21 protein-coding genes are annotated in these 26,772 nt (G+C 52.7%); 11 read left to right on the top strand and 10 right to left on the bottom strand.

Annotation, left to right across the window (positions count from 1 at the left end; translation table 11 throughout):
* The first annotated feature begins 24 nt into the window (after window positions 1–24).
* The gene (locus OGX91_RS14115; protein ID WP_149691220.1) at window positions 25–1,254 is read left to right on the top strand and encodes a polysaccharide deacetylase family protein; all 1,230 of its coding nucleotides are present in this window, start codon (window positions 25–27) and stop codon (window positions 1,252–1,254) included.
* 5 nt (window positions 1,255–1,259) lie between these two features.
* On the opposite strand, the gene panD is transcribed toward OGX91_RS14115, so the two are convergent.
* The 9 genes from panD to thpR all read right to left on the bottom strand — a co-directional run bounded on the left by panD (window position 1,260) and on the right by thpR (window position 8,441).
* Window positions 1,260–1,640, bottom strand: coding sequence for an aspartate 1-decarboxylase (gene panD / locus OGX91_RS14110; protein WP_023178331.1), 381 nt, complete (start codon window positions 1,638–1,640; stop codon window positions 1,260–1,262).
* Window positions 1,641–1,734: 94 nt separating this feature from the next.
* On the bottom strand, window positions 1,735–2,589 hold the full coding sequence (panC, locus tag OGX91_RS14105; protein WP_005124706.1) for a pantoate--beta-alanine ligase: 855 nt from the start codon (window positions 2,587–2,589) through the stop codon (window positions 1,735–1,737).
* 121 nt (window positions 2,590–2,710) lie between these two features.
* On the bottom strand, window positions 2,711–3,502 hold the full coding sequence (gene panB, locus OGX91_RS14100) for a 3-methyl-2-oxobutanoate hydroxymethyltransferase (RefSeq protein WP_005124707.1): 792 nt from the start codon (window positions 3,500–3,502) through the stop codon (window positions 2,711–2,713).
* Window positions 3,503–3,622: 120 nt separating this feature from the next.
* On the bottom strand, window positions 3,623–4,102 hold the full coding sequence (gene folK / locus OGX91_RS14095) for a 2-amino-4-hydroxy-6-hydroxymethyldihydropteridine diphosphokinase (protein WP_005124708.1): 480 nt from the start codon (window positions 4,100–4,102) through the stop codon (window positions 3,623–3,625).
* Window positions 4,099–5,493: a polynucleotide adenylyltransferase PcnB gene (pcnB, locus tag OGX91_RS14090; protein WP_209442480.1), complete on the bottom strand. Its 1,395-nt coding sequence runs from the start codon at window positions 5,491–5,493 to the stop codon at window positions 4,099–4,101. Before pcnB ends, folK begins: the two co-directional genes overlap by 4 nt.
* A 71-nt stretch (window positions 5,494–5,564) precedes the next feature.
* Window positions 5,565–6,461: a tRNA glutamyl-Q(34) synthetase GluQRS gene (gluQRS, locus tag OGX91_RS14085; protein ID WP_286626576.1), complete on the bottom strand. Its 897-nt coding sequence runs from the start codon at window positions 6,459–6,461 to the stop codon at window positions 5,565–5,567.
* Between the two features lie 96 nt (window positions 6,462–6,557).
* The gene (gene dksA, locus OGX91_RS14080; protein WP_003829221.1) at window positions 6,558–7,013 is read right to left on the bottom strand and encodes an RNA polymerase-binding protein DksA; all 456 of its coding nucleotides are present in this window, start codon (window positions 7,011–7,013) and stop codon (window positions 6,558–6,560) included.
* Between the two features lie 177 nt (window positions 7,014–7,190).
* Window positions 7,191–7,895 carry a DNA/RNA nuclease SfsA gene (sfsA, locus tag OGX91_RS14075; protein ID WP_005124714.1) on the bottom strand — a complete coding sequence of 235 codons (705 nt, stop codon included), beginning with the start codon at window positions 7,893–7,895 and terminating at the stop codon, window positions 7,191–7,193.
* 15 nt (window positions 7,896–7,910) lie between these two features.
* A complete protein-coding gene (gene thpR / locus OGX91_RS14070) occupies window positions 7,911–8,441 on the bottom strand; it encodes an RNA 2',3'-cyclic phosphodiesterase (protein ID WP_005124715.1) in 531 nt (176 codons plus the stop codon).
* A 73-nt stretch (window positions 8,442–8,514) separates the two neighbouring features.
* On the opposite strand from thpR, the gene hrpB reads away from it, so the two are divergent.
* From hrpB to fhuB, 10 genes are all read left to right on the top strand, one after another.
* Entirely contained in the window at window positions 8,515–10,944 is a 2,430-nt protein-coding gene (hrpB, locus tag OGX91_RS14065; protein WP_286626573.1) for an ATP-dependent helicase HrpB, read from the top strand.
* Window positions 10,945–11,121: 177 nt separating this feature from the next.
* Complete coding sequence (gene mrcB, locus OGX91_RS14060) at window positions 11,122–13,659, top strand: bifunctional glycosyl transferase/transpeptidase (protein WP_199947488.1); 2,538 nt, start codon at window positions 11,122–11,124, stop codon at window positions 13,657–13,659.
* Between the two features lie 562 nt (window positions 13,660–14,221).
* Complete coding sequence (locus OGX91_RS14055; RefSeq protein WP_005120612.1) at window positions 14,222–14,764, top strand: fimbrial protein; 543 nt, start codon at window positions 14,222–14,224, stop codon at window positions 14,762–14,764.
* Window positions 14,765–14,814: 50 nt separating this feature from the next.
* On the top strand, window positions 14,815–15,528 hold the full coding sequence (locus tag OGX91_RS14050) for a fimbrial biogenesis chaperone (protein WP_199947489.1): 714 nt from the start codon (window positions 14,815–14,817) through the stop codon (window positions 15,526–15,528).
* A 31-nt stretch (window positions 15,529–15,559) separates the two neighbouring features.
* Window positions 15,560–18,043 carry a fimbria/pilus outer membrane usher protein gene (locus tag OGX91_RS14045; protein ID WP_199947490.1) on the top strand — a complete coding sequence of 828 codons (2,484 nt, stop codon included), beginning with the start codon at window positions 15,560–15,562 and terminating at the stop codon, window positions 18,041–18,043.
* Between the two features lie 35 nt (window positions 18,044–18,078).
* A complete protein-coding gene (locus OGX91_RS14040; RefSeq protein WP_223237023.1) occupies window positions 18,079–19,080 on the top strand; it encodes a fimbrial protein in 1,002 nt (333 codons plus the stop codon).
* A gap of 210 nt (window positions 19,081–19,290) precedes the next feature.
* On the top strand, window positions 19,291–21,525 hold the full coding sequence (gene fhuA / locus OGX91_RS14035) for a ferrichrome porin FhuA (RefSeq protein WP_286626567.1): 2,235 nt from the start codon (window positions 19,291–19,293) through the stop codon (window positions 21,523–21,525).
* A 47-nt stretch (window positions 21,526–21,572) separates the two neighbouring features.
* Window positions 21,573–22,370 (top strand): Fe3+-hydroxamate ABC transporter ATP-binding protein FhuC, encoded by a 798-nt coding sequence (fhuC, locus tag OGX91_RS14030; RefSeq protein WP_005120619.1) that lies wholly within the window; start codon window positions 21,573–21,575, stop codon window positions 22,368–22,370.
* Window positions 22,370–23,260: a Fe(3+)-hydroxamate ABC transporter substrate-binding protein FhuD gene (gene fhuD, locus OGX91_RS14025; protein WP_040230018.1), complete on the top strand. Its 891-nt coding sequence runs from the start codon at window positions 22,370–22,372 to the stop codon at window positions 23,258–23,260. Before fhuC ends, fhuD begins: the two co-directional genes overlap by 1 nt.
* Complete coding sequence (gene fhuB / locus OGX91_RS14020; protein ID WP_199947491.1) at window positions 23,257–25,239, top strand: Fe(3+)-hydroxamate ABC transporter permease FhuB; 1,983 nt, start codon at window positions 23,257–23,259, stop codon at window positions 25,237–25,239. The genes fhuD and fhuB overlap by 4 nt, the downstream gene beginning before the upstream one ends.
* A gap of 115 nt (window positions 25,240–25,354) precedes the next feature.
* On the opposite strand, the gene hemL is transcribed toward fhuB, so the two are convergent.
* On the bottom strand, window positions 25,355–26,635 hold the full coding sequence (gene hemL, locus OGX91_RS14015; RefSeq protein WP_005132140.1) for a glutamate-1-semialdehyde 2,1-aminomutase: 1,281 nt from the start codon (window positions 26,633–26,635) through the stop codon (window positions 25,355–25,357).
* Window positions 26,636–26,772: the final 137 nt, after the last annotated feature.

Below are 26,772 nucleotides of genomic sequence, written 5' to 3'. Positions count from 1 at the left end.
GGTTTCTCGCCTCGGTTATCTCATATGGTGATGCGCGTTCTGTTGGTTCTGTTACTCCTGTTCTCCGGTAGCGTTGCTGCGGCGTTGCCTGCTCGTTATATGCAAACCACCGAAGCGGCTGCCGTGTGGGCACTGATTGGCAATAAGATGGTGACGGTCGGGAATATTCGCGCCGGGCAGATCCTCGCCGTTGAGCCCATTGCGGCAGATTATTACGAATTTCCCTTTGGCTTTGGCACTGGATTTATTGATAAGGGGCATCTGGAGCCCGTCCAGGGGCGGCAGAAAGTCGAAGATGGTTTAGGCGACCTCAACAAGCCGCTCAGCAACCAAAGACTGCTAACCTGGAAAGATACGCCGGTTTATAACGCTCCGGATGTCGGTAGCGCCCCGTTTGGCGTGTTGGCGGATAATCTGCGTTATCCCATCATTAGTAAGCTCAAAGACCGACTTAATCAGACCTGGTTTCAGATCCGCATTGGTGGCAGGCTGGCCTATATCAGTGCGCTGGATGCGCAGGAAGACCACGGTATTCCCGTGTTGACCTACCACCATATTCTGCGTGATGAAGAGAATACCCGTTTTCGCCACACCTCCACGACGACCTCAGTGCGTGCGTTCAGTAACCAGATGGCCTGGCTTCAGGATCGCGGCTACACCACGTTGACGATGTATCAACTGGAAGGCTACGTGCAGAATAAAATGAACCTCCCGGCGCGGGCGGTGGTGCTGACCTTTGATGATGGTCTGAAGTCGGTGAGTCGTTATGCTTACCCCATTTTGAAGCAGCACGGCATGAAGGCCACGGCGTTTATTATCTCCTCACGTATCAAGCGCCACCCGCAGAAGTGGGATCCGAAATCGCTGCAGTTTATGAGCCTCTCTGAACTGAATGAGATCCGGGACGTGTTCGACTTCCAGTCGCATACCCATTTTTTACATCGGGTTGATGCGAATCGCCGGCCGATCCTGCTAAGTCGCAGCTATCATAATATTCTTTTCGATTTTGCCCGCTCGCGTCGGGCGTTGTCTCAGTTTAACCCTCACGTCCTGTATCTTTCGTATCCGTTTGGCGGTTATAACGCCACGGCGGTAAAAGCGGCAGGCGACGCGGGATTCCACATGGCAGTTACCACGGTGAGAGGGAAGGTTAAGCCGGGAGATAATCCGTTCTTATTGAAACGACTCTATATTTTAAGAACGGATTCACTGGAAACGATGTCGCGGCTGATCAGCAACCAGCCGCAGGGGTAGGGCTATCAGGCAACCTGTACCGGAATGGCTTTAGCGGTACGCTTCATTTCGTTGTCGCCTTCAAAGTAAGCCACTTTCGGGCGCCATGTACGGGCTTCTTCATCAGACATAGTGACAAAGCTGGCGATAATCACAATGTCGCCAACCTCAGCACAATGCGCTGCCGCACCGTTCACCGAGATGATTTTGGAGCCGCGTTCAGCCGCAATCGCATAGGTTGAGAAACGTTTTCCGTTGGTCACGTTCCAGATATCAATAGCTTCATTTTCCAGAATACCGGAGGCATCAAGGAAATCCTGGTCGATGGCGCAGGAGCCTTCATAGTGCAGGTCTGCCTGCGTGACTTTTACACGGTGGAGCTTGCCTTGCAGCATGGTGCGAATCATAACTTCTATACCCTGTCGTTTATCTTGGCTAAGCAGGTGCTACTGACCTGCTTTGAGAATTTTCAGGCAGTATTGCCTGATTTTTAACCCCTGTCTACTGGGCTAATGTAACGCTTTGATTATCGATCAGACGAGCCTGACCCAGCCAGGCGGCAACCAGAATCACTGCGCGTTTACTGCTTTCAGTCAGTTCAAGCAGCGTGTCGGCGTCGCGGATCTGAATGTCGTCGGCGCGGAAGCCTTTTTCATTCAGCTCGTGCTCAGCAATGGCGATAATCTCTTCCAGATCGCGTTCCCCAGCCTGTAATTTTTCGCCAATGCGGCTCATCACTTTGTACAAGCCAGGGGCGACTTTACGCTGCTCTGTCGTGAGATAGCCGTTACGTGAGCTTAGGGCTAAGCCGTCTTTGGCGCGAATAATCGGTACGCCGACGATCTCAATGTCATAACCCATATCCGCAACCATTTTGCGGATCAGCGCCAGTTGCTGGAAATCTTTCTCACCAAAGCAGGCGATATCTGGCTGGATCAGGTTAAACAGCTTGCTGACGATAGTGGAAACACCACGGAAGTGACCCGGACGGCTGGCGCCTTCCAGCATGGTAGACAGTCCCGGAACATCTACATAGGTATGACCTTCCGTGCCCTGCGGGTAGATTTCTTTCTCTGACGGTGCAAAGACGACATCGACTTTACGCTTGTTCAGTTTTTCGCAATCTTCCTGCAGGGTGCGCGGATAGCGCGCCAGGTCTTCCACACGGTCAAACTGCATCGGATTAACGAAAATACTGACGATCACCACATCAGCCTGAGCCTTTGCTTCATCAACCAGCTTCATATGGCCGTCGTGCAGGTTGCCCATTGTCGGAACCAGCGCGACGCGTTTGCCTTCCTGACGCAGACGACGAATGTGCTGGCGCAGCAGCGGCAGAGTTTCAATAATTAACACAACAAGACTCCTTAGATACGATGCCTGATGGTGCTTCGCTTATCAGGCCTACGCGTGAAGTTGTAGGCCGGATAAGGCGCGTAGCGTCGCCATCCGGCGTAATGGCGTGCTGGCAGATAAATTAATGGAAACTGTGTTCTTCACCCGGATAGACGCCGGATTCAACCTCAGCAATATACTGCCGTACTGCGGCGCGCATGTCGCCCGCTTCAGCGAGGAAATTTTTGGCAAATTTAGGGATATGGCCGCCGGTAATGCCAAAGGCATCATGCATGACGAGGATTTGTCCATCAGTGACGTTACCTGCGCCAATACCGATAACCGGAATCGACAACGCATCGGTGACGCGCTTCGCCAGCTCAACCGGAACGCATTCCAGTACCAGCAACTGAGCGCCAGCGGCTTCCAGCGCCAGCGCATCTTCCAGCAGAACGTCGCCGGCATTGCCGCGACCCTGAATTTTATAGCCGCCAAAGATATTTACCGATTGCGGCGTCAATCCCAGGTGGCCGCAAACTGGGACGGCGCGCTCGGTGAGCATTTTCACCGTATCAACCAGCCACGCACCGCCTTCGATCTTGACCATATTGGCACCCGCGCGCATCACAATCGCCGCGTTTGCAAAGGTTTGTTCTGGCGTAGCGTAGGCCATAAACGGGAGATCGGAAAGTAGCAGGCAGTTGGGGGCGCCGCGACGCACTGCGCGGGTGTGGTAGGCGATATCTTCAACGGTGACGGGGAGGGTAGAATCATGGCCCTGAACGGTCATGCCCAGCGAGTCGCCAACCAGCATCACATTGATGCCTTCATCGGCAAATAACTTAGCGAAGCTGTAGTCGTAGGCCGTAATCGTCGCGAAGCGTTTCTTCTCTTGCTTGTATTTTTGCAGCAATGAGATTGTTGTCGGTTTCATAACATTTCCTGATGGTAAAAGTCATATTTAACGGCATTCTAGCAGTCACATTCAGGGGGGCAATTGATTTAAGCAATCGTTTGGCGCGAAAGCTGTAAACGCTAAAGGAGAATAATTATTTTACCAGTGTGCAGGTTTTGCTGCACCGAGCTGGGAGAGGCGTTGATGCAGGCTGGTTCCGTCCGGGAAGATCAGTTCAGGCGCGATTTCAAAAAGTGGCCACAGCATAAAGCCGCGGTTCTTCATGTCGTAGTGCGGCACGGTCAGACGTTCGGTGTTAATCACTTCATCACCAAACAGCATAATATCAAGGTCCAGCGTGCGTGGCCCCCAACGTTCAGCTTTACGTACGCGTCCCTGCTGCAGCTCAATGCGTTGGGTATGATTGAGCAATTCTTCGGGCGCGAGTGCGGTTTCCAGCGCCACTGCGGCGTTCAGGTAGTCTGGCTGATCCTGTGGGCCTAACGGCGGGGTACGGTAAAACGAGGAAACGGCGACGATGCGGCTATCGGGAATGTCGCCGATCGCTTGCACGGCAGCATTAACCTGCTCCAGAGGTGAGGCTAAATTGCTGCCGAGCGCAATATAAGCGAGGGTCACGCGGAACCCTCGCGACGTGGCGCACGTTTGCGCGGACGACGATGGCGGCGGCGTTCCGGTTCTTCGTCGAGTTCGTTCAGCATGCCTTTTTGCTCAGGCGGCGCCGACACCTGGAATTCGCCCCACCACTGCGCCAGACGCTGCAGCTCGGCGTTATTTTCCACTTCGGCACGCAGGGCCAACAAGTCGTAGGCAGCGCGGAATTTTGGATGCTCCATCAGCTTCCAGGCGCGCTTACCCTGACGACGGGACATGCGTAATTGAAGCTGCCAGATATCACGGGTGAGCGACGTCAGGCGTTTTGGGATAGCCAGTGAACGACAGGCTTCATCCAGCACGTCGTTCATTGCCAGCGCGAAGGCGTCGTAATAGGCCAGACCGCTTTCCTGGGCAATTTTTTGCGCGGTTTCCAGTAGCGGATACCAGAACATGGCGGCGAACAAGAACGCCGGGTTAACGCGCATATCATTATTGATGCGGTTATCGGTGTTCTTCAATACCTGGGCAATGATGCGTTCCATCGGGCTGTCACCGTCTTCGGTGAAATAGCGCGTAATGGTTGGGAACAGCGGCTGGAACAGGCTGTACTCACGCAGTTTTTTATAGGTTTCATACCCATAGCCCGCCTGTAACAGTTTGAGCGCTTCTTCAAACAGGCGTGCGGGGGGAATATCGTTAAGCAGCGTTGCCAGACGTGGGATCGGCTCTGCGGTTTCCGGACTGATACGCATGTCGAGCTTGGCGGCAAAGCGCACGGCACGCAGCATACGTACAGGATCTTCGCGGTAGCGCGTTTCCGGATTACCGATCAGGCGGATGACGCCATCTTCGAGATCCTGCATACCACCGACGTAATCACGCACGGTGAAATCGGCCACGCTGTAATACAGGCTGTTAATCGTGAAGTCGCGACGCTGAGCATCTTCTTCGATGGAGCCGAAGATGTTGTCGCGCAGCAGCATACCGTTTTGCCCGCGCTGTGACGTTGTGCGATCGGACTCACTGCCTTCATGGTGTCCACGAAAGGTCGCAACTTCGATAATTTCCGGGCCAAACATGACATGGGCCAGACGGAATCGGCGCCCAACCAGGCGACAGTTACGAAACAGTTTTCGCACCTGATCTGGCGTTGCATTGGTGGTGACATCAAAATCTTTCGGCTTTTTGCCCAGCAAAAGATCGCGTACGCCACCGCCTACCAGCCATGCCTCGTATCCGGCTTTATTGAGCCTGTACATTACCTTCAGGGCATTTTCACTGATATCTTTGCGGGAGATAGAGTGCTGCTCACGCGGGATTACCGTCATATGCGGACGGGCGACGGCAAGCTCGGCCTCGCGCTCCTCACGGCTTAGCACCTTGCGGCAAAAATTAGCGACTCGGGTAAAAATAGTGCACCTCGGTAGTGTCAAACTTCAGTCAGAACAAGTGTTGCTGTGTAAAAATCGCGGCTAATCATAGCTCAGCATGAGTCATTTGAGAATGCCGGATTTACATTCACTGAACCCGGCACAGTCGTAAGCGTCCAATTTTGCACCGCAGTTTGCAGTAATTCTTCCACACTCAGCGCTTGCCACGGTATTACAGTGTTCTGACCGAGGAAGCGCAACGCGTTGATGAGAACCGGGCGTGGATCGCCTTGCGGCAGGGCAGGCGCATGATTCTGCTTAGAAAGTTTAGCGCCTTGCTCGTTGAGCGCCAACGGCAGATGAATATAGTCCGGTACTTGCCAGCCGAACTGCTGATACAACGAAATTTGGCGTACAGTCGGTTCGATGAGATCCGCGCCGCGTACAATCTCAGTTACCCCCTGGAAATGGTCATCAACCACCACCGCAAGGTTATAAGCAAACAGTCCGTCGCGTCGGTGGATAATAAAGTCTTCCCGTGCAAGCTCTGGGTCGGTGTGAATATTGCCGCGCAACAGGTCGTTAAAGTGTAAAACGGGATGCTGCTGCTTGATGCGTACCGCTGCATTTTCCGGCCCGTGGCGTAACGTACGGCAATGACCGTCGTAAATCCCGCCAATACTCTGAATACGGGCGCGTGTACAGGTACAGTAGTAGCTTAAATCTTGTTGTTGTAACCAGGCCAGTGCCTCACGGTAGGCGTCATGGCGTTGCGACTGCCACATGATCTCGCCATCCCAGTGCAGCCCGTAATGTTCCAGCTGACGCAGAATCGTCTCTGCAGCACCGGGAACTTCACGAGGGGGATCGATATCTTCAATGCGTACCCGCCAGATTCCGCGCTGTGCACGGGCCTGCAGATAACTGCCGAGGGCGGCTACCAGGGAACCAAAATGCAGTTCACCAGAAGGTGAAGGGGCAAAACGGCCAATATAGGGTTTGTCTGTCATGTCGATGGATAATATAAAAGAATAAGGCGGGAGAAACTCCCGCCCAGGTACTGTCGGATGAGCGTAATGCTACCCGGCATGCAACAGTCTACGGGATTAACCCGCCATCTGTTTTTCGCGAATTTCTGCCAGCGTTTTGCAGTCGATGCATAGATCGGCTGTTGGACGGGCTTCCAGACGACGAATACCAATTTCTACGCCGCATGATTCGCAGTAGCCGAAATCTTCGTCTTCTACTTTCTTCAGCGTCTTCTCGATCTTTTTGATCAGTTTGCGCTCACGGTCACGGTTACGCAGCTCAAGGCTGAATTCTTCTTCCTGCGCGGCACGGTCAACCGGATCAGGGAAGTTAGCCGCTTCGTCCTGCATATGAGTCACAGTGCGATCGACTTCATCCCTGAGTTGATTACGCCATGCTTCAAGAATACGCCTGAAGTGCGACAGCTGGGCTTCGTTCATATACTCTTCGCCCGGTTTCTCCTGGTACGGCTCCACCCCAGCGATGGCGAGAATACTCAGGGACGATGTTTTACGGTTTTGCCCTTCTTGCATGTTGCTTCTCCTTAACACGCACTATCGATCCCCATGTTCGGGGGAAAAATCAGGTCGCTATAAATAGCAGATGCTTTTCCGGATAGCAATTATCTATACGTAACACTTGACAACCCTGTGAGGAAAAGCGTATTTGCGCACGCGGCCAGAATACTAATTAACCCGTTGTTTACACCATTACAAGGCAATGGGCAACGGCTCTTTAAGAGTCATACTATGGGCAGAAAGTTCCGCTTTATAAACCAGAATTTCGACCCCCTTTAGCTGTGCTTCGACTAATAACTGCGCATATTTTGCATCGATATGACGCGCGGGTGAAAACCGTGTAATGGCTGAATGTAGTACCGCGAAAAATATGACGGCACGTTTACCTTCAGCCGCTACGCTCATCAATTCCCGAAGATGTTTCTGCCCTCGTTCTGTTATGGCATCGGGAAAATAACCATACTCTTTTTCCGCCAACGTGACTGATTTTACTTCAATATAGCAGTCAGTCCGGGAATCTGCCTGTAACAAAAAATCAATACGGCTGCCTTCTGCGCCGTATTTTACTTCACTTTTCAACACGCTGTAGCCAGAAAGCTCCGCAATGAGCTCATTCTGAATAGCCTCTTTCGTTAAGCGATTGGCCCATAGCGTGTTAACACAAATAAATGCATCGGATGCGGTTTGCGTTAATTCCCAGGTATGTGGATATTTCCGCTTAATATTTTCTGATGTTGAATACCAGACGGTATCCCCAGGGGTTGCGCATCCGGTCATCGCGCCGGTATTTGGGCAGTGTAGCGTCAAGGTTGTGCCATCAGGTGTGATCACATCCGCTAAAAAACGTTTATAGCGCTGAATTAGCGTAGCGCGTTGTAAAGGGGGAGAAAATTGCATGAATAATACCCTTGATTATTTGCTCAGCACCCAGCGTTGCAAGATTGAATAGCGAGTGCGTCCTCGCTCAAATGACGAGGCATAAAGCGCAAACTCCGTAACCGGAAATGACCAGCAAAAACCGGGGGGCGGGATGGCGACTGCATGGCTGGCATCGCGCAAGAGCGTGATATGCGGGTGAAAGGGCTGTGGGTTTTGGTAGCATCCGTTGCGTGCGGCCTGTGCTCGCAGCATATTGGCCAGTTGCAATAACCCGCGTGGCGGCTGGCGCATTCCCAACCATATGACCCGCGAACGCAGCCATTGCCCGGCATCATCCAGTTTGAGCGTAAAACCTGGCTGGCGAATGCGTCCAGCCAGTTGTGATAGCGCCTTCTGTTTCTCGGCACTCACATCCCCTAAAAAAGCCAGCGTCAGGTGCAGATTGTCTGCGGCGACCGGGCGGCCCGCTTCCGGTGGAAATTGTGCGGCTCGCCAGTGGATGAGCTGCTCCCGAACCTCAGCAGGCAATTCAATGGCAAAGAACAGCCGTTTTGGCTCAGACATGATGGATACTCGGTTATGAATTAACGCGATGCTACAATGCAGCGCGAAGAATGTTAACCCTCTGGAGTCATTTGTGACGTCGTTGCCCGTTGCCGCCATAGTGCCTGAACTGCTTACTGCCCTTGATGCTTCACCGCAGGTCCTGCTGACCGCGCCGACCGGTGCCGGGAAATCGACCTGGCTGCCGCTACAGCTTCTGGCGCATCAGGGGATATCGGGGCGCATTATCCTGCTGGAGCCGCGTCGCCTGGCGGCTCGCAATGTGGCACAACGACTGGCGGAGTCGCTGAACGAAAAGCCCGGCGAAACCGTGGGCTATCGCATGCGTGCGCAAAGCTGCGTGGGGCCGCAAACCCGGCTTGAAGTGGTGACGGAGGGCGTCCTGACGCGCATGATCCAGCGCGATCCTGAACTGGCGGGCGTTGGGCTGGTGATCCTCGACGAATTTCACGAGCGCAGCCTGCAGGCGGATCTGGCACTGGCGCTGCTGTTGGACGTACAGCAAGGCCTGCGGGACGATTTAAAGCTGCTGATTATGTCAGCCACACTGGACAACGGGCGTTTGCAGCAGCTGTTGCCTGAAGCGCCTACCCTTGTTTCTGAAGGTCGCGCGTTTCCTGTTGAACGGCGCTACCAGCCGTTGGCGGCGCATCTGCGTTTTGATGAAGCGGTGGCGATAGCGACGGTGGAACTCCTGCGCCACGAAAGCGGGTCGCTGCTACTGTTTTTACCGGGCGTAGGGGAAATCCTGCGCGTGCAGGAACAGCTGGCGTCGCGTGTGGGCGGCGATGTTGTGTTATGTCCGTTATACGGCGCGTTGACGCTGGCTGAGCAGCGTCAGGCGATTTTGCCTGCGCCGCAAGGTAAGCGCAAAGTGGTGCTGGCGACCAATATTGCCGAAACCAGCTTAACGATTGAAGGGATCCGGTTGGTGGTGGACTGCGCCCAGGAGCGCGTGGCGCGTTATGATGCACGCACCGGTTTGACGCGACTGATTACCCAACGTATCAGCCAGGCCTCAATGACCCAGCGTGCCGGACGCGCCGGGCGTCTGGAGCCAGGTATCTGCCTACATTTGCTTGCTAAAGAGCAGGCGGAAAGAGCGGCGACACAGGGAGAGCCTGAGATATTACAGAGCGATCTGTCCGGGCTGCTGATGGAGCTGCTGCAATGGGGATGCACCGATCCCGCACAGTTGAACTGGCTGGATACGCCACCCGCTATCAACCTGCAGGCGGCAACGCGTTTGTTACAGATGCTGGGCGCGCTGGAGGGCGACAGACTCAGCGCCACGGGGCAGAAAATGGCGGCGTTGGGTAACGATCCCCGTTTAGCGGCTATGCTGGTTAGCACCAACAATGACGATGAAGCCGCATCGGCGGCAAAACTGGCAGCAATTCTGGAAGAGCCGCCGCGCGGGGGCAGCACCGATTTGGCTGTCGCGTTTTCACGAAATCAGCCCGCCTGGCAGCAGCGCAGCCAGCAATTGCTGAAACGGCTTAACGTTCGCAGCGGGCAGCCCGATAGCGCGCTGCTCCCCTCGTTGCTGGCGCAGGCGTTTGCCGATCGGATCGCGCGTCGACGTGGACAAGAAGGACGCTATCAACTGGCCAACGGCATGGGCGCGATGCTGGATGCCGATGACGCCCTGGGACGCCATGAGTGGCTGATAGCGCCGCTGTTACTGCAAGGCAGCGCGTCACCGGATGCGCGTATTTTGTTAGCGTTGCCGCTGGATATTGAAGCGTTGATGCAGACGTGTCCTGAACTGCTGCAACAGTCCGACACCATCGAATGGGATGAAGCCCAGGGAACGTTAAAAGCACTGCGCCGCACGCGGATAGGCCAGTTGACGCTAAAAGTGCAGCCACTGGCCAGGCTCTCGGAAGATGAGTTGCATCAGGCGATGCTGAATGGTATTCGCGATAAAGGGTTAAGTGTGCTCAACTGGACGCCGGAGGCCGAGCAGTTTCGGCTGCGTTTGCAGTGTGCGGCAAACTGGTTACCTGAGTACGACTGGCCTGCGGTAGATGAGGATTCTCTGCTGGCGACGCTGGAGACCTGGCTGCTGCCGCACATGAGCGGTGTGCACTCTTTACGTGCGCTCAAAGCAGTAAATGTGGGCCAGGCATTGCGCGGTTTGCTGGACTGGTCGATGCTGCAACGTCTGGATAGTGAGCTTCCTGCGCATTACACTGTGCCGACGGGAAGCCGGATAGCCATTCGCTATCACGAGGATAACCCTCCGGTATTGGCCGTTCGGATGCAGGAAATGTTTGGCGAAGCGAATACGCCAACCATCGCCGGGGGGCGTGTGCCGTTGGTGCTGGAACTGCTGTCTCCGGCCCAGCGACCGCTGCAGGTAACGAGCGATCTGAGCGCATTCTGGAAAGGATCGTACCGTGAGGTACAAAAAGAGATGAAAGGGCGTTATCCCAAGCACGTCTGGCCGGACGATCCGGCGAATACCGCGCCAACGCGGCGCACCAAAAAGTATTCATAGCTGTATGCGTGGTTGCCTAATGGCGCTGCGCTTATCAGGGCGAACGTAGGCCGGATAAGGCGTTTTACGCCGCCATCCGGCATAAATACAGCTGAAAATTGAGAGATTTCTTCTTCTGTCGCCTGACGGAAGAACAGAGAATCGGGCCTTTGCGCCTGAATGTTGCGGAGAAAAAGCATGGCGGGGAATGACCGCGAGCCAATTGGACGTAAAGGGAAACCCTCACGTCCGGTGAAACAAAAGGTGAGCCGTCGTCAACTCAGAGATGATGAGTATGACGATGATTATGATGATGACTATGAGGATGAAGAACCGATGCCGCGTAAGGGTAAAGGCAAAGGGCGTAAGCCTCGTGGTAAGCGCGGCTGGTTCTGGCTGCTGGTAAAACTGTCGATCGTCTTTTTGGTGCTGATCGCGATATATGGCGTGTATCTGGACCAAAAAATCCGTAGCCGTATCGACGGTAAAGTCTGGCAACTGCCTGCGGCAGTATATGGCCGCATGGTTAACCTTGAGCCAGAAATGCCGATCGGCAAGAACGAGATGGTGAAACTGCTGGAGGCGACACAGTACCGTCAGGTAACGAAAATGACGCGCCCGGGCGAATTCACCGTGCAGGCGAAAAGCATTGAGATGATTCGTCGTCCGTTTGACTTCCCGGACAGTAAAGAAGGGCAGGTGCGCGCGCGTCTGACCTTTGACGGCGATCATCTGGACACCATCGAGAATATGGATAACAACCGCCAGTTCGGTTTCTTCCGTCTCGATCCACGCCTGATTACCATGCTCTCTTCCCCTAACGGTGAGCAGCGCCTGTTCGTTCCACGCAGCGGCTTCCCGGATTTGCTGGTTGATACGCTGCTGGCAACCGAAGACCGTCACTTCTATGAGCATGATGGCGTCAGCCTCTACTCGATTGGTCGTGCGGTGCTGGCTAACCTGACGGCCGGTCGCACGGTGCAGGGGGCGAGTACGCTGACTCAGCAACTGGTGAAAAACCTGTTCCTCTCCAGTGAACGTTCCTACTGGCGTAAGGCCAACGAAGCCTATATGGCGCTGTTGATGGACGCGCGTTACAGCAAAGACCGCATTCTTGAGCTGTACATGAACGAAGTCTATCTCGGTCAAAGCGGCGATAATGAAATTCGCGGCTTCCCGCTGGCGAGCCTGTATTATTTTGGTCGTCCGGTAGAGGAGTTGAGTCTTGACCAGCAGGCGCTGCTGGTGGGAATGGTGAAAGGCGCGTCAATCTACAACCCATGGCGTAATCCGAAGCTGGCGCTGGAGCGTCGTAATCTGGTGCTGCGCCTGCTGCAACAGCAGCAGATTATCGATCAGGATCTGTATGACATGCTGAGTGCGCGCCCGTTAGGCGTGCAGCCGCGTGGCGGGGTGATTTCACCACAGCCAGCGTTTATGCAGATGGTACGCCAGGAGCTACAGGCGAAGCTGGGCGATAAGGTCAAAGATCTCTCCGGTGTGAAAATTTTCACCACCTTTGATTCCGTGGCGCAGGACGCCGCAGAAAAAGCGGCGGTGGAAGGCATTCCTGTGCTGAAGAAACAGCGCAAGCTGAGCGACCTGGAAACCGCGATTGTGGTCGTTGACCGCTTTAGCGGCGAGGTTCGTGCTATGGTCGGCGGCGCAGAGCCGCAGTTTGCGGGCTATAACCGTGCGATGCAGGCGCGTCGTTCGATTGGTTCTCTGGCAAAACCGGCAACCTATCTGACGGCGCTGAGCCAGCCGAAGCTGTATCGCCTGAATACCTGGATCGCCGATGCGCCGATTGCGCTGCGCCAGCCGAACGGCCAGGTGTGGTCACCGCAGAACGATGACCGTCGCTATAGCGAAAGCGGTAAAGTGATGCTGGTGGATGCATTAACGCGTTCAATGAACGTCCCGACCGTCAATCTGGGGATGGCGCTGGGTCTGCCCGCGGTTACCGAGACCTGGACGAAACTGGGCGCCCCGAAAGATCAGCTCAATCCGGTTCCGGCGATGCTGCTGGGGGCGTTGAACCTGACGCCAATTGAAGTGGCGCAGGCGTTCCAGACCATCGCCAGCGGGGGTAATCGTGCGCCATTATCAGCACTGCGTTCGGTGATTGCTGAAGATGGGACCGTGCTGTATCAAAGCTTCCCGCAGGCAGAGCGCGCAGTGCCTGCTCAAGCGGCATATATGACGTTGTGGACCATGCAACAGGTGGTTCAACGCGGTACGGGTCGCCAGCTTGGCGCGAAGTATCCGGGGCTGCATCTGGCAGGGAAAACCGGGACCACCAACAACAATGTGGATACCTGGTTTGCCGGGATCGACGGCAGCCAGGTGACGATTACCTGGGTAGGCCGCGATAACAACCAGCCAACCAAGTTGTACGGTGCCAGCGGCGCAATGTCGATTTATCAGCGTTATCTGGCGAACCAGACACCAACACCGCTGGTGCTGACGCCGCCGGAAGATGTTGTTGATATGGGCGTAGATTACGACGGTAACTTCGTGTGCAGTGGTGGTATGCGTACGCTGCCCGTGTGGACCACCGATCCGGATTCGTTGTGTCAGCAAGGTGAGATGCAGCAGCAATCGGGTAATCCGTTCGATCAATCTTCTCAACAGCCGCAGCAGCAACAGCCTCAACAGCAGCAGCCAGCCCAGCAGGAGAAGAAAGACAGCGATGGTGTAGCAGGTTGGATCAAAGATATGTTTGGTAGTAACTGATATCTGATTTAGCTGTTCTCCCCCGCATCAGCGCTGTGTTAATCACCGCTGGTGTGGGGGAGGCTCCATCCTGCCGTTATTACACATCCCTTTCTGGTCATTTCCCTTTTGAACTCTGATTACGTCTGCTCATAAAATTATTATATTATTTTTTTGTATGTATTTGCTGTTGGTTAATTTCACTCGGTTTTTTTGTCGGTTTTTTATTTATTTTTATTTATCAATTGCATATTTAATTCTTGATTATTTTCTTTGTGAATATTTCGATGTTAACTTAATTCAGAATTAAGAAAATATCATTTTTACGCTATTTAATATGAAAAACAAGATGTTAAACCTGTTTTTTTATAGTTTTTATAAATTCATAGGTTAGCTTTTACATATCGTGGCGCGTAGAATTAATGACGCAAGGGAATGCTTTTAATTGAATGAGTTGATAACGATATATTATATATCTGCTGTTGTATGTTACATACAGGTCTACAGCGCATCTCCAGCCCATCTCTATTTCCCTGTTAACTTTTCTTTGTTAATTTTTGTCGACATATGTAAGGAATGCGTTATGTGCAAAAAAATTCTCACCTCGTTGTTTGTCAGCAGCATACTGGCTGGCACCGCAGTTCCTGCGTTAGCTGTTGATACCGGAACCATAACATTCAATGGGAAGATTCTTCCCGATAGTTGCAAAGTGGATGTAAACGGTACGGCGACAAACGGTACTGTGACGTTTAACAATCTTTCACAAACTGCATTTGGTGCAGATAAGAAAGTGGGAGATTCACAACCTGTTGTAATTACGCTGACTGAATGTGATTCAGCGATTGGTAACCTCAATATCAAATTTGATGGGACACGTATTGCCGGATACGACGATGAAGTCTTGCAGGCGACAGGAACTGCGCAGAACCTCGGGGTACGTATTCTTCCAGAAGGAAGCAGCAACTACGTGAAATTTGATGGCTCAGATCCTGAAGCGGTATTGAACAAGGCTAATGGTGGCAGCGTGGTTTTTAATTATAAAGCTGAGGTTATCCAGGTTGGTAGCACTTTACCAACTACCGGTGATTATACCGCACAAGCGACCTATACTCTGCTTTATCGTTAATCATCATAAACCTGGCCCAGGCAGGGCCAGTATTTCAATGGAATGGAAAGATGAAGCGACTTATCACAGCATTAATACTTATATTAACCTCGGGATTAAATTCGACTCAAGCGGGCGTGGTGGTGGGTGGCACACGAATTATATATCCGGCAAACCAATCTGAAGTTCAGATTGCATTAAAAAACAAAGATAATGATAAACGTTATCTCGTGCAGAGCTGGGTTAGTACTATTGATGACAGTAAAGCGCCATTTATTATGACGCCACCAATTTATAAATTGGACGAAAACCGCCAGACGCTGCTACACGTGGTTTATACCGGAAATAAATCGGCGCTACCTCAGGATCGTGAGTCATTATTTATGGCTAATATCAAATCTGTTTCTGCGATCCCCGAAGAGTTACATGATAAGAACACGCTGCAATTTGCAATTAAGACCAGGTTAAAGCTGTTCTACCGCCCGGTTTCGCTAAAAGAAAGCGAAGCGCAAACAGCCTGGCGATCGTTGCAATTTAACCGCAATCAAAACCAGTTAGTAGTAAAAAACCCAACGCCCTTCTACATCACCTTTGGACAGTTGACGGTTGCGGGGAAAGTGGTTAAGGCTGCATCGGAGCAACATTCCCCCTCGGCATTAACCATGATGGTCGCTCCATTTGGTGAGCAGCGTTTTCCGCTGCCATCTGCAGTAAAAGGGGACGTTATCTGGACCGCTATTAATGATTTTGGCTCCGAAACCGAACAGCGTAAACAGTCGCTGTAAATCAGCTATTGATGAGTTGTGTGGGATATTTATGCCTTCGCATCGTGTTGCCCGACTTTTTGCTCTCAATACGCTGACATTCGCGATATTGACTGCGAGTGGTTCCGTTTGTGCTGATGATTATTTCAATCTCAGTGTACTGGAAACGGGAACCCCACTTGAGAATACCGGGGCGCTTGAAGCTTTTTTACAGCATAATGGTTTATCCCCCGGACGTTATTTAACGTCGATTGTTTGGGATCAGGATCGCATTGATAAACGAAATTTAAATTACCTCCTTTCAAAAGATAACAGCAAACTGATTCCGCAATTTACCAAAGCGGAGCTGCGCGAACTGGGCGTTAAAGTTGATACGGTTCCGGCATTAAATAATGTTAACGAAGATACGTTGCTGGGTGATATTAGCGAATATATCTCGGATGGACGCTATGACTTCAGTCCGGAAACACAGGTGCTGCAATTACGTATTCCGCAGATCTACCGCGACCGCAAAATTTCGGGCGAAAGCAATCCCACTTTCTGGGATGACGGCATTCCGGCTCTGTGGACCAGTTACTATATTTCGGGATCGCACCAACAATCCAGAGGTCAAAATAATGCTTCGAACTGGGCAAGTTTGAATTCAGGGATGAATATCGGCCCCTGGCGTTTGCGTAACACCAGCAATTGGGGGAGTGATAATGGTTGGCAATCTATTAATACGACGCTTGGACGCGATGTCAAAGCATTGCGTAGCCAGCTTCAGATAGGGCAAACCTACACTAACGGCGAACTGTTCGATAGCGTGCAGATGACGGGCGTTAAGCTGGAGACAGATACCAGTATGCAGCCCAGTGGATTACAGGGCTTTGCCCCGGTCGTTCGTGGGATTGCTAATAGCGATGCCAAAGTCACCATTAAGCAAAACGGTTACACCATCTACCAGACCAACGTCTCGCCTGGCCCGTTTGAAATTCGTGATTTAACGCAGGTGACGGCAGGAGCGGATCTGGAAGTCACCGTGACGGAGGCCGACGGTACAGAGCGCAGCTTTATTCAGGCCAGCTCCTCGGTGCCGATTATGCAACGTGAAGGCGCGCTGAAGTACAGCCTGGCGGCTGGGAAATATCGCGATGTTGATAACGGCGAGGAGCCGGAATTCAGCCAGGCTACGGCAATTTATGGCTTACCTTTCGGAATTACCGCTTACGGCGGTCTGCAGGGCGCGTCGATATATCGCGCCGGACTGGCCGGCATCGGAGCCGATTTACGCGATTTTGGTTCGCTGTCGATGGATCTGACGGCGGCGAGAACCGCGTTTGACGACGAACGCGCGGATGCGAATGGCCAGTCGTGGCGCGCGCAGTACGCAAAAGATTTTCCGTTAACCAATACCACGGTCACGCTGGCCAGCTATCGTTATTCCACCTCCGGGTTTTATACCTTTCAGGAGGCTCTCGATCAGCGTAATAACAGCTACGACGATGACAGCATCTATAGCTATCGCGATAGCTATAACCGTCGCAGCCGCCTGCAACTTAATCTTTCTCAGTCGTTACAGAGTTGGGGATCGGTATATGCCAATGCTTATCAGCAAGATTACTGGGGCATGGATGGTCATGAACGCAGCGTCAGTCTGGGTTACAGCCGCAGTTGGCAGGGCATTAACTGGTCGCTGAATTACAGCATGACAAAAACGCCATCAACCACTAACGATCAGCTGTTTTCTGTTTCAATTAACATCCCTCTTTCGCGGTGGCTGGCGAACGCCTGGGGAACATATAACCTGACGAGTTCCAAAAATGGTAATAGCTCGCATCAGGTCGGTGTCAGCGGAACGCTGCTGGAAAATAACAATTTAAATTACAACCTCCAGCAAACCTACACCGATAACGATGTCGGTTATGGTGCCTATCTCTCTTCCCGGTATCGGACATCGGCTGGCGAGTTCAGCACCAATTACAGTTATCAAAAGGACAGTAAGCAGTGGGGCTATAGCGCGCAGGGTTCCGTTGTCGCACATTCGCAGGGAATCACGCTTGGTCAATCCATACAGGATGCCTTTGCCATTGTGCACATTACCAATGGCGATAATGTAAAAATACAAAATTCTTTGGGGGTTTACACCGATTATTGGGGCAATGCCATTGTGCCGACTTTAACCAATTATCGCCGTAATACTATTACTGTGAATACCCAGGGACGTGACGATATTGATATTAAGGATGCTTCTCTGGATACGACCCCGACAAAAGGGGCAGTCGTGAAAGTTGACTTCACGGCGCGTTCAGGCAAGCGTGCATTACTTACCTTAAAACATGGTCAGAGCGTAGTTCCTTTTGGCGCGGTGTTGAGTATGGACGGTACGACATCGATCGTAGGTGACGACGGTGAAGTGTATGTCACGGGGCTAAAAGGAACACAGCGCATTGAGGCGCAATGGGGAAATACCGCACAAACGAAATGCACGGGTAGCGTAAGCGTGCCTGAGAACGCGGGTGCGGGAATTTTCACTGCTACGGTTAATTGCCAATAACTGAAGATGACTTATAAATATGGAATTTGTCAGATATGAGTAAAAGGAATCAAAATATTTTCAGGGCTATTTTGATCATATTGATTTTAGCGGGAGCGGCAGCTCCTGTTTATGCCACCACATGTACCGGAACCCTCCCGGAAAATAGCGCACTGATCTTTCAACTTCCGGCAAGCATAACGGTGGAGCCTGATACACCAGTTGGTACGATTATTTATGAGGGAAGCATTGAGAGCGGTCAAATTGATATGAATTGCCGGAATAGTGGCAACAAATACAAAGGCTACGTGATGTTAACGGATGCCGATGCCCGCAATGAAGTGCTGGAAGGCGTTTATCAGACTGGCGTGCCAGGTATAGGTATCCGTATGGCGGAAGCGGAAGAACGAATGTCTACCTTTACCTCTGATGATATCGTCACTCCCATGCATTTTTATAGCTATGGTTCGAGCGGATCGAGCACTATTCATACGAAGTACCATGCGTCAATGCAGTTGGTTGTGACGGGCGACGTTGAGGATGGTTATCTTGATACCTCCAGGCTGACGGCAGAAGAGAAGTGGGGTAATGATGTGATTGCTCAGATAGTGGTATCTCCCACCAGTATTCATATCCAGACCAATACCTGTAATCTGGAAGATAAAAATATCTACGTGCCGCTGAAGACGATTAATGTCGATAACTTTGACAGTCAATTTTCAGAAGTACTTACTGACAATAGTTTTAAAATCGAGATTGCTGATTGTCGGGCAGGTACGCAAATCGACTATCAGTTCGACAGTGCTGGTTCAACAGGCGTTACGGATGGCAATATTTTGGCTATCACCAATGGAGACAGCTCTGCCAGCGGTGTCGGTATCCAGATTCTGGACGCGAACAATAATGTGCTGAGTTTTGATCAAACCTATACCGCTGTGAGCAGCACCAGCGCTAACGAAGTGGCAGAAATTCCGCTGAAGGCACGCTATGCCAAAACTGGCAATGTCAAAGCCGGGAAAGTGGACGCCGTAGCTACTTTTGAAGTTTTTTACCGCTAATTTCTTGTGGCCCGTTTCGGCGGGTCGCCAGCGTTCTAACATTCCAGCCTAATTTATTAACCCTTTCTTTTCATCTGGTTATTTCTTAACCCCTTAGTTTTAGTAGGGGTGCGTATCGCTTGCTATCTCGCCAGTGTTTCGAATATTATGCTGCCGTTATAATAATAATTCTCGTTTACGTTATCATTCACTTTCATCAGAGATATACCAATGGCGCGTCTTAAAACTGCTCAGCCAAACTCCTCACTGCGCAAAATTGCAGTCGTGGTAGCCACAGCGGTTAGCGGCATGTCTGTGTATGCACAGGCGGCGGTTCAACCGAAAGAAGAAACAATCACCGTAACCGCAGCACCTGCCGCACAAGAAAGCGCATGGGGGCCTTCGCCGACGATTGCCGCGAAGCGTTCCGCCACCGCCACCAAGACTGATACGCCTATCGAAAAGACCCCGCAGTCTGTTTCGGTTGTGACGCGTGAAGAGATGCAGATCCATCAGTCTCGTTCCGTAAAGGAAGCACTGGGTTATACCCCGGGCGTTGTGGTCAGTAACCGTGGTGCTTCGAATACCTACGATTTTGTCAGCATCCGTGGTTTTACCTCTGTCGGTTTAAGCCAGAACAACTATCTGGATGGTCTGAAACTACAAGGAAACTTCTATAACGACGCGGTTATCGATCCTTACATGCTGGAGCGTGTTGAGTTGATGCGTGGACCAACTTCCGTGTTGTACGGTAAGAGTAACCCTGGTGGGATTATTTCGATGGTTAGTAAACGTCCAACCACCGAGCCGCTAAAAGAAGTTCAGTTCAAAATGGGAACAGATAATCTGTTCCAGACTGGGTTTGATTTTAGTGACGCATTAGATGATAACGGTGAATTCTCTTACCGTTTAACCGGGCTGGCTCGTTCCAAAAATGAGCAACAGCAGGGTTCTGAATCACAGCGTTATACCGTTGCTCCGTCCTTCTCATGGCGTCCTGACGACAAGACCAACTTTACATTCCTCTCCTATTTCCAGAATGAACCCGAAACGGGTTACTACGGTTGGTTGCCGAAGGAGGGTACGGTTGAACCGCTACCTAACGGCAAGCGTCTGCCGACAGATTTTAATGAAGGTGCTTCAAATAATACTTATTCCCGCAATCAGAAAATGGTGGGATACAGCTTTGAACACGGCTTTAATGACACTTTCACCGTCCGGCAGAATTTACGTTTTGCTGAAATGAAAACGTCGCAGCAGAGCGTGTACGGCACGGGTATCTGTACAACAAATACGTTTAATGCGCCTTGCCAGGCAATTCCGGTCGATCAGCGCGATCACTATCTTGGCCGTGGCACTGTTGTCGATGATGAACGTTTGCAGAACTTCAGTGTTGATACCCAGCTACAGAGCAATTTCGCGACGGGAACGGTGGAGCATACGTTGCTGACTGGTATTGACTTCATGCGTATGCGTAATGATATCAATGCTAAATTTGGTACAGCTCCTGTTCTGGATCTTTATAACCCACAGATTCTGGATGATTTTGCTTTCGACTCTACCGAGCCTTATCAGATGAACGAAACCAAACAAACCGGTATCTATATCCAGGATCAGGCGGAATGGGATAAGTGGGTCTTTACGCTGGGTGGTCGTTATGACTGGTCACAGCAAGCAACGACAATTCGCCAGAATTCAACCACGCCGCAAGCGGGTTATATTGAGCGTAACGATCATCAGTTCACATGGCGTGGCGGTGTAAACTACCTGTTTGATAATGGTATTTCTCCGTACGTTAGCTATAGCCAGTCATTTGAACCAAACGCATTCGATCTCTACAGCACTCCACGCATGGCTTTTGCGCCATCTAAGGGTGAACAATATGAAGCAGGTGTAAAATATGTGCCGAAAGATCTGCCGGTGGTGATTACGGCTGCGGCATATCATTTGACGAAGACGAATACGCTGACAACCGATCCGACCAACTCGAATCTGCAAGTTCCGTCAGGCGAAGTACGTTCTCAGGGCTTTGAATTTGAAGCTAAAGCGGCCTTGAATGCCAATATCAATGTTACAGCTTCATATACTTACACTGATGCGGAGTATACCAAGGATACCAATCTCAAAGGGAACAACGTAGAACAAGTTCCTGAACATATGGCATCACTCTGGGGCGATTATACCTTTAACGAAGGCGTTCTGTCGGGACTGACACTGGGAACCGGTGGACGTTTTATCGGTTCTAGCTATGGCGATCCTGCAAACACCTTTAAAGTGGGAAGTGCTGCTGTAATGGATGCGGTTGTTAAATACGATTTAGCGCGTTTTGGTATGGCTGGCTCTAGTGTTGCCGTCAACGTTACCAATCTGCTGGACCGTGAATACGTTTCTAGTTGCTTCCAAACCTATGGCTGCTTCTGGGGCGCGGAACGTCAGGTCGTTGCAACAGCAACCTTCCGTTTCTAATTTCTCTTTGGGCACGCTTTGCGTGCCCGATTTACAAGTTGGCCGCTATGCAGGAAAACAGATCCCATCCCGACACGACGTTTGCGTTGAAGAATGTCTCCTTCCGTGTGCCTGGCCGCACGCTTTTGCATCCTCTCTCGTTAACCTTTCCCGTGGGTAAAGTGACGGGGCTTATCGGCCACAACGGCTCCGGTAAATCCACCTTATTGAAAATGCTGGGGCGCCATCAGCCGCCGTCAGAAGGTGAAATCCTGCTTGATGAGCAGCCGCTGGAGAGCTGGGGCAGCAAAGCGTTTGCCCGTAAGGTTGCCTATTTACCCCAGCAGTTACCGCAGGCCGAAGGGATGACGGTACGTGAGCTGGTAGCGATTGGTCGTTATCCCTGGCATGGCGCGCTGGGACGTTTTGGCGTGGCCGACAGAGAGAAAGTGGAAGAGGCAATTACGCTTGTTGGGCTCAAACCGCTGGCGCATCGCCTGGTGGATAGCTTGTCTGGCGGCGAGCGTCAGCGTGCGTGGATCGCCATGCTGGTAGCACAAGACAGCCGTTGCCTGCTGCTTGACGAACCGACCTCGGCGCTGGATATTGCGCATCAGGTTGACGTGCTGGCGCTGGTGCATCGCTTGAGCCAACAGCGTGGGTTGACGGTGATCGCCGTACTGCATGATATCAATATGGCGGCCCGCTACTGTGATTACCTGGTCGCGCTGCGCGGCGGTGAAATGATTGCACAGGGAACCCCCGCGGAACTGATGCGTAGTGAAACCCTGGAACTGATTTACGGTATCCCGATGGGCATTTTGCCGCATCCGGCCGGTGCCGCACCCGTGAGTTTTGTCTATTAATGATTGGATTACCTCATCTTTCCCGTCGACGGCTGCTAACGGCAATGGCGTTGTCGCCGCTACTGTGGCAAATGAATACAGCCCGTGCGGCGGCGGTTGATCCACAGCGTATAGTGGCGCTGGAATGGCTTCCGGTTGAGCTGCTGCTGGCGTTGGGTGTTGCACCTTACGGCGTCGCGGATGTTCCAAACTACAAACTGTGGGTCAACGAACCCGCGCTGCCGGACTCCGTCATCGATGTCGGATTACGAACTGAACCTAATCTCGAACTGCTGACCGAAATGAAACCCTCATTTATGGTCTGGTCGGCAGGTTACGGTCCTGCACCTGAGAAGCTTGCACGTATTGCGCCGGGTCGTGGCTTTAACTTCAGTGATGGCAAAAAGCCGTTGGCGGTTGCGCGTCAGTCGTTGCAAGAACTGGCGCAGTTGCTGAATCTGCAGACCGCTGCCGAACGTCATCTGGCGCAGTACGAACACGTGATTGCCAGCCTGAAACCGCGCTTTGTTCAGCGAGGCTCGCGGCCATTACTGCTGATAACTTTGCTCGATCCTCGCCATATGCTGGTGTTTGGGCCTAACTGCTTGTTTCAGGAGGTGCTGGATGAGTACGGGATCCGCAACGCCTGGCAGGGTGAAACCAACTTTTGGGGCAGCACCGCGGTAGGGATTGATCGGCTTGCCGCCTACAAAGATGTCGATGTGCTGTGCTTCGATCACGGTAACAACAAGGATATGCAAACGCTGATGTCTACACCGTTGTGGCAGGCGATGCCGTTTGTCCGCAGCGGACGTTTTCAGCGCGTCCCTGCCGTCTGGTTCTATGGCGCCACGCTATCGGCTATGCACTTCGCGCGCATTCTTGATAATGCGCTGGGGGGCAAAGCGTGAGTAAAAGAATTGCACTATTCCCGACCCTGCTGCTGGCGGTTCTGTTTGTGGCTGCCTGCTGGTTGACCTGGTTTAACTTTTCCGCTGCTCTACCGCGTAGCCAGTGGCAACAGGCTATCAGGTCACCGAATATTGATCTCATTGAGCAGATGGTTTTCCACTACAGTCTGCTGCCGAGGCTGGCGATTTCACTACTGGTTGGCGCCGGGCTGGGGCTGGTCGGCGTCTTGTTTCAGCAGGTGCTGCGTAACCCGCTGGCAGAGCCAACCACGCTGGGCGTCGCGACCGGTGCGCAACTTGGCATCACGGTGACTACGCTGTGGGTTATTCCCGGTGCGCTTACCACGCAGTTTGCGGCGCTGGCAGGGGCTTGTATTGTTGGGGCGCTGGTGTTTGGCGTCGCCTGGGGCAAGCGTCTTTCTCCGGTGACGTTAATCCTTGCCGGGCTGGTGGTCAGCCTGTACTGCGGGGCGATTAACCAGTTGATGGTTATCTTCCATCACGATCAACTGCAAACCATGTTTTTATGGAGCAGCGGCACGCTAACGCAAACCGACTGGAGCGGGGTGCAAAGACTGTGGCCGCAACTGGTGGGGGGCGTGATGTTGACGCTGCTACTATTACGCCCAATGACGCTGATGGGACTGGATGACGGCGTGGCGCGTAATCTCGGACTGGCGCTGTCATTGTCGCGTCTGGCGGCCTTGTCATTGGCGATTGTTCTCAGCGCCTTGCTGGTTAACGCCGTCGGGATTATCGGCTTTATTGGCCTGTTTGCGCCGCTGCTGGCGAAAATGCTCGGCGCGCGGCGTTTGCTGGCGCGTCTGCTGCTGGCCCCGCTCATTGGCGCGCTGATCCTCTGGCTCTCCGATCAAATTATTTTGTGGCTCACTCGCGTCTGGATGGAAGTCTCCACGGGATCGGTGACGGCGCTGATTGGCGCACCGCTACTGCTGTGGTTGCTGCCGCGTCTGAAGAGCATAAGTACGCCGGATATGAATGCCAGCAACCGTGTCGCCGCTGAGCGCCAGCACGTGCTGATGTTCGCGCTGGCTGGGGGCGCAATATTGTTGCTGACGGTTGTGGTCGCGCTGTCGTTGGGCCGTGATGCTCACGGCTGGAGCTGGGCCAGTGGCACAATGCTGGATGAACTGATGCCCTGGCGCTGGCCGCGTATCCTGGCTGCACTGGTGGCTGGCGTAATGCTGGCTGTGGCGGGTTGTATTATTCAGCGTTTGACCGGTAATCCGATGGCCAGCCCGGAAGTGTTGGGCATTAGTTCCGGCGCGGCCTTCGGTGTCGTGCTCATGTTGTTTCTGGTCCCCGGCAATGCCTTTGGCTGGCTGTTGCCCGCCGGGAGCCTCGGGGCAGCGGTCACCTTACTTATTATTATGATTGCCGCCGGGCGAGGTGGTTTTTCGCCGCACAGGATGCTGTTGGCGGGGATGGCGCTCAGTACGGCATTTACTATGCTGCTGATGATGCTGCAAGCCAGCGGCGATCCTCGCATGGCGGGCATTCTGACCTGGATGTCCGGCTCGACTTATAACGCCTCCAACGAACAGGTTTTACGTACCGGCATTGTAATGATTATTCTGCTGGCGATAACGCCGTTGTGTCGCCGCTGGCTGACGATTCTACCGTTAGGAGGGGACACTGCACGGGCTGTCGGTATGGCATTAACGCCGTCGCGTGTTGGCTTACTGATGTTGGCTGCGGGTCTGACCGCTACGGCGACCATGACAATCGGTCCGTTGAGCTTTGTAGGGCTGATGGCGCCGCATATTGCACGGATGTTAGGTTTTCGACGTACGATGCCGCATATGGTGATATCCGCGCTGGCGGGGGGCGTGTTGCTGGTGTTTGCCGACTGGTGCGGGCGTATGGTGCTGTTTCCGTATCAGATCCCAGCGGGACTGCTTTCAACGTTTATTGGCGCGCCGTACTTTATCTATCTGCTGAGAAAACAGAGTCGCTGAGGCTGTCCCCTTTCATGTAGGCCGGATAAGACGCTTTGCGTCGCCATCCGGCAATAAAAAAGCCTGGTGGCGGCGCTTCGCCTTACCCGGCCTACATTTCTGCCCGTTCTCTTTTTTACAACTTCGCAAACACTCGGCGTGCGGCGTCGATGGTGTTATTGATATCTTCTTCGCTGTGCGCGACAGACATAAAGCCTGCTTCAAAGGCAGACGGCGCCAGGTAAACGCCTTCATCCAGCATCATGTGGAAGAAACGCTTGAAGCGCTCAACATCGCACGCCATCACGTCCTGATAGCAGGTTACGGTTTCTGCGTCAGTGAAGAAAATCCCGAACATCCCGCCGACATGGTTAACCACCAATGGAATATTTGCTTCCTGAGCGGCTTCCAGCAGGCCTTCTGCCAGGCGCGTGGTCAGTTCGTTCAACGTCTCATGAATCCCCGGCTGGGCGACTTCATTCAGACAGGCGAATCCTGCCGCCATCGCAATTGGATTACCGGACAGCGTACCCGCCTGGTAAACCGGCCCGGTTGGGGCCAGGGCATCCATCACATCACGACGGCCGCCAAATGCGCCAACAGGCATGCCGCCACCGATAATTTTACCCAGGCAGGTCAGGTCCGGTACAACGCCGTAATAATCCTGCGCACCCGCCAGTGCGACGCGGAAACCGGTCATCACTTCATCGATGATCAGTAGTGCGCCAAACTCATCACACAGCGCACGCAGGCCCGGCAGGAATTCCGGCAGTGGCGGAATGCAGTTCATGTTGCCGGCAACCGGTTCAACGATAATACAGGCGATTTCCTGCGGATACTGTTCGAATGCCGCACGTACTGAGGCAAGATCGTTATAGGTGCAGGTCAGGGTATGTTTCGCGAAATCTGCCGGAACCCCTGGGGAGTTAGGCTGACCCAGCGTTAACGCGCCGGAACCGGCTTTGACCAGCAGGCAGTCAGCATGGCCGTGGTAGCAACCTTCAAATTTGATGATCTTATCGCGTCCGGTGAAACCACGCGCCAGACGGATCGCGCTCATTGTGGCTTCGGTACCGGAGTTCACCATACGTACCATATCCATGGTTGGCACTAACTCAGTGACCAGCGCCGCCATTTTTACTTCCATTTCGGTCGGCGCGCCGAAGCTTAAACCGCGCTCTGCCGCTTCAATCACGGCATTGCGAATTGCCGGGTGGTTATGACCCAGCACCATCGGCCCCCAGGAGCCGACATAATCGATATAGGCTTTACCATCGACATCATACAGATATGCGCCGTCCGCTTTTTCAATAAACAGCGGAGTACCACCCACGCCAGTAAAGGCACGAACGGGGGAGTTAACGCCGCCGGGGATAAGTTCGCGTGCTGCGCTGTAGAGGTTTTCAGACTTACTCATGGATGGGGTCCTGGTTCGTAGAAAAAGTAAATGCCCGCTATTCTAGTTATTCAGAGAAGGTTATGAAAGTTTTGCGTATTTGAAACAATACGATTTGCAGGGGATTTTCACGAAACGTGCGAGTAGAATGCCGTTTC

Origin of the sequence: Citrobacter sp. Cpa228 (assembly GCF_030333085.1) — a bacterium.
GTDB lineage: Bacteria > Pseudomonadota > Gammaproteobacteria > Enterobacterales > Enterobacteriaceae > Citrobacter > Citrobacter pasteurii.
Note: the sequence above shows the minus strand (reverse complement) of the source record. Positions and strands in the feature narration are given on the sequence as shown.